General features: G+C 68.3%; 5 protein-coding genes. All 5 read left to right on the plus strand.

Annotated features, from left to right (window positions below; translation table 11 throughout):
* On the plus strand, window positions 1-794 hold a 794-nt coding region (locus KZA10_RS08550), incomplete at its 5' end, for a ParA family protein (RefSeq protein ID WP_218682652.1).
* Window positions 778-1,635 (plus strand): ScpA family protein, encoded by an 858-nt coding sequence (locus KZA10_RS08555; RefSeq protein ID WP_218682653.1) that lies wholly within the window; start codon window positions 778-780, stop codon window positions 1,633-1,635. The genes KZA10_RS08550 and KZA10_RS08555, both read left to right, overlap by 17 nt.
* Window positions 1,625-2,239, plus strand: a complete 615-nt coding sequence (gene scpB, locus KZA10_RS08560) for an SMC-Scp complex subunit ScpB (RefSeq protein ID WP_218682654.1) — start codon at window positions 1,625-1,627, stop codon at window positions 2,237-2,239. Before KZA10_RS08555 ends, scpB begins: the two co-directional genes overlap by 11 nt.
* A complete protein-coding gene (locus tag KZA10_RS08565; RefSeq protein WP_141388104.1) occupies window positions 2,236-3,042 on the plus strand; it encodes a pseudouridine synthase in 807 nt (268 codons plus the stop codon). Before scpB ends, KZA10_RS08565 begins: the two co-directional genes overlap by 4 nt.
* Window positions 3,039-4,175 (plus strand): prephenate dehydrogenase, encoded by a 1,137-nt coding sequence (locus tag KZA10_RS08570; RefSeq protein ID WP_218682655.1) that lies wholly within the window; start codon window positions 3,039-3,041, stop codon window positions 4,173-4,175. Before KZA10_RS08565 ends, KZA10_RS08570 begins: the two co-directional genes overlap by 4 nt.
* The last annotated feature ends 186 nt before the right edge of the window (window positions 4,176-4,361 follow it).

A 4,361-nucleotide genomic window follows, 5' to 3' on the forward strand; every position in this document is an offset into this window, starting at 1 on the left:
CCGGGCCGTTGAAGTCGCACGGTCCTGCGCGCATCATCGCGCTGTGCAACCAGAAGGGCGGCGTCGGCAAGACGACGACCTCGATCAACCTGGCCGCGGCTCTTGCGGAGTACGGCCGGAAAGTCCTCGCCGTCGACTTCGACCCGCAGGGTGCGCTCTCGGCAGGCCTCGGCATCCCGACGCACGATGTGCCGACGATCTACGACCTGCTGCTGGACACCAAGCGCGACGCGCACGACGCGATCGTGCACTCGAGCGTCGAGGGTCTCGACGTCATGCCGGCCAACATCGATCTCTCCGCCGCCGAGGTGCACCTCGTCAACGAGGTGGCACGTGAGACGATCCTCGCCCGTGTCCTCCGCCAGGTGGCGGGGGAGTACGACGTCATCCTCATCGACTGCCAGCCCTCGCTCGGCATCCTCACCGTCAACGCACTGACGGCCGCTCACGGCGTGATCATCCCGCTCGAGTGCGAGTTCTTCGCGCTGCGTGGTGTGGCGCTGCTGATCGAGACCATCGACAAGGTGCGCGATCGGTTGAACCCGTCGATCACGATGGACGGCCTGCTGGCGACGATGTACGACCCGCGCACGCTGCACTCTCGCGAGGTGCTCGAGCGCGTCGTCGAAGCTTTCGGCGACGACGTGCTGGAGACCGTGATCGGCCGCACCGTGAAGTTCCCGGATGCCTCGGTCTCAGGTGTGCCCATCACCGAGTTCGCGCCCGAGCACGCCGCCGCTCAGGCGTACCTGCGGCTGGCGCGGGAGCTGGTCGCCCGTGGCGCCGTCGCCTAGCGAAAGACCTGTCGACGCGTCGCCCGAGGAGGGCACAGGCGATTCCGCGTCTGCCGACACCGCAAGCTTCCGGGTCTCGCTGTCGAACTTCGATGGCCCCTTCGACCTACTGCTGAACCTCATCTCGAAGCACGAGATGGACATCACCGAGGTGTCTCTGAGCGCGGTCACCAACGAGTTCATCGCGTACCTGGGCGCGCTCGACGACGACGATGATCTCGATCAGGCTTCCGAGTTCCTGGTCGTGGCTGCGACACTGCTCGACATGAAGGTGGCAGGGCTTCTGCCGCAGGGCGAGCTGGTGGATGCCGAGGCCGTGGCTCTTCTCGAGGCGCGCGATCTGCTGTTCGCCCGGTTGCTGCAGTACCGGGCCTTCAAGGAGGTCTCGACGTGGTTCGCCCGCTGCCTGCAGCGCGAAGACCGTCGTCATGTGCGTGCCGTCCGCCTCGAGGAGAAGCACCGCCGCCAGACACCGGAGCTCGTCTGGTCGCTGACCGCCGACGACTTCGCCGCGCTCGCGCTGCTGGCCTTCGCGCCCAAGGAGATCCCGCACGTCGGGCTCGACCATCTGCACGCGCCGCTGGTCAGTATCCGCGAACAGGCGGCGATCGTGGTGACGCTGCTGCGCGGCGCCGAGTCGCTGAGCTTCCGCGAGCTCGTCGCCGGCGTGACCGAGCCGGGTATCGTCGTCGCGCGCTTCATCTCGGTGCTGGAGCTGTACCGGCATGCGGCACTGTCCTTCGAACAACTGGAACCGCTCGGCGAGCTGACGCTGCGCTGGGCAGCCGACTCCTGGTCGGATGAGACGCTGGCGACCCTGGGAGCCGACTATGACCGATGACGTGACCGACGAGAGCCTGACCCCGGAGAGCACGGACACGGTGCCGGCGATCCCCCTCTCCGAGCGGATCGAGGCGATCCTGTTCATCGTGGACGAGCCGATCGGTCTGGTCGCACTGGCCGCGGCCGTGGGATCGCCCGTGCCCGCCGTGCGTCAGACGCTCGAGGCGCTCGTCGAGGACTACGACGGTGCGGGCACTGGTCCTCGACGCGGCTTCGAGCTGCGGGAGGTCGGCGGCGGGTGGCGACTGTACGTGCGTGAGGACCTCGACGCCGTGGTGGCCGAGTTCGTCGGCGGACAAGCCCCCGCTCGTCTTTCGCAGGCCGCTCTCGAGACTCTGGCCGTGATCGCCTACAAGCAGCCGGTGACGCGCAGCCAGGTCGCCTCCATCCGTGCGGTGAACGTCGACTCGGTCGTGCGCACTCTCCTCGCCCGAGGCCTGATCACCGAGCTGTTCGCAGACTCCGAGACGGGCGCGCTCAACTACGGCACGACCGACGCGCTCCTCCAGCACCTGGGCATCAACTCGCTCGACGAGCTGCCCCCGATCTCCCCGCTGCTCGATGACGGGGCAGACGGATTCGACGAAGGGACCATCCGATGACCGGCTTCGACGCCTCGACAGACTCCGAGACCGCACCCGAGGGCGTGCGCCTGCAGAAGGTCCTCGCCGGCGCGGGGGTGGCCTCGCGACGCGTCGTCGAGCAGTACATCACCGAGGGGCGCATCCGCGTCAACGGCATCGTCGTCTCCGAGCTCGGCAGGCGGATCGACCCGGAGAACGACCTCGTCGATGTCGACGGCACCGCCGTGCAGCTCGACGTCTCGAAGCGCTACGTCATGCTCAACAAGCCGACCGGCGTCGTCAGCAGCATGAAGGACGAGAGCGGCCGTCCCGACCTCCGTCGCTTCACCGCCGACTACGAGGAGCGTCTGTACAACGTCGGCCGCCTCGATGCCGAGACCAGCGGACTGCTGATCCTCACCAATGACGGCGCCCTCGCGCACGTGCTGGCGCACCCCTCCTTCGGCGTGACCAAGGTGTACATCGCGAAGGTCAAGGGCACCGTGCTGCCTCAGACGATCTCGAAGCTCACCAAGGGCATCGAGCTCGAAGACGGTCCGATCGCGGCGGACAAGGCGCGGCTGCTGGACACGTCTCGCGGGTCGAGCCTGGTGGAGCTGACGCTGCATTCCGGTCGCAACCGGATCGTGCGTCGGATGCTCGCCGCGGTCGGCCACCCCGTCACAGAGCTCGTGCGTCGCCAGTTCGGTCCGCTCCACCTGGGAACCCTCCCGGCCGGGAAGACGCGGGAACTGAGTAAAATCGAACTCGGCGCGCTTTTGACCCTGTCGCGCCGTGATTCCGGTGTCGCCGAGGCGCCAGGCGAGCAGGAGAACGAATGACCGATACGACGAGTGCGCCCACGGGGCGGAGAGCGGGCTTCGTCGCGCCGCGCCTCTCCGGCACCGTCCGCATCGTCGGCGCCGGACTCCTCGGCGCGAGCATCGGGCATGCGCTCCGCACGAAGGGCGTCGACGTCGTGCTGACCGATGCCTCGCCCGCACAGCTCCGCCTCGCCGTCGACTACGGTGCAGGCCGCCTCCCTGCGGAGGACGACTCACCATCTCTGATCGTGGTCGCCGTCCCGCCCGATGTCACGGCCGACGTGATCCAGGTAGAGCTCGAACGGTTCCCGCACGCCGTCGTCACCGACGTCGCCAGCGTGAAGCTCGAGCCGTTCCGCATGCTCCGGGCCCGCGGCGTCGACCTCGCCCGCTACATCGGCTCGCACCCGCTCGCCGGTCGTGAGCGCGGTGGGGCGATCTCGGCCCGCGCAGACCTCTTCATCGGTCGGCCGTGGGTGGTGTGCCGTGACGAGGAGACCAAGGCTTCCGATCTCGCCCTCGTCGAGGCTCTGGCGCTCGATGTGGGAGCGATGCCGCTCGAGATGACTCCGGAGGAGCACGACCGTTCGGTCGCACTGACCTCGCACGTGCCCCAGGTCGTGGCGAGTCTGCTCGCGGGTCGCCTCGCCGAAGCAGAGGAGGGGGCGCTCCGTCTCGCGGGCCAGGGCGTCCGCGACACGACGAGGATCGCGGCATCCGCCCCTGAGCTCTGGGTGCAGATCCTCGGGGCGAACGCCGCGCCGGTGGTCGAGATCCTCGACGCGCTCGCTTCCGACCTCGGGGAGATCTCCGACGCCCTTCGCCAGCCCGGGGCTCCCGGCGCCCGCCGCATCGTGGCCGAGACGATCCGTCAGGGCAACGACGGCGTCGAGCGTCTTCCCGGCAAGCACGGACAGAACCAGCGCTTCGAATCGCTCGTCGTCATGGTCGACGACACCGCTGGGCAGCTCGGAAGGCTGTTCGGCGAGCTCGGCGAGCTCGGCGTCAACGTCGAGGATCTCCGTCTCGAGCACTCTCCCGGCGCGCAGTTCGGTCTCGCTGAGATCAGCGTCGATCCGGCAGCGCTGCACGGTGCGATCACCGGACTGCAGGAGCGCGGCTGGCGCATCGCAGGGAGCACCAATGACTGACATCTCGACCTCTGCCGCGGAGACGCACGTGACCGACGCCCACAAATTCATCGCGATCGCCGCGCCCTGTACACAACGATCTCCGGGCTCGACGAATCGAGGGAGTGAGCGACGCGCGTTCGTCCACCAGCGCGCTTAGGCTGCGATCTCAGCCCGTCTCGGACGATCCTCGACAGTATGCATGTC

It is taken from the genome of Microbacterium sp. BF1 (assembly GCF_019279095.1).
GTDB lineage: Bacteria > Actinomycetota > Actinomycetes > Actinomycetales > Microbacteriaceae > Microbacterium > Microbacterium maritypicum.

What these genes read in the sequence shown, in the direction of transcription:
- KZA10_RS08565 (WP_141388104.1), top strand. Translation starts at nt 2,236, where the DNA reads ATGACCGGCTTCGACGCCTCGACAGACTCCGAGACCGCACCCGAGGGC.
- scpB (WP_218682654.1), top strand. Translation starts at nt 1,625, where the DNA reads ATGACCGATGACGTGACCGACGAGAGCCTGACCCCGGAGAGCACGGAC.
- KZA10_RS08570 (WP_218682655.1), top strand. Translation starts at nt 3,039, where the DNA reads ATGACCGATACGACGAGTGCGCCCACGGGGCGGAGAGCGGGCTTCGTC.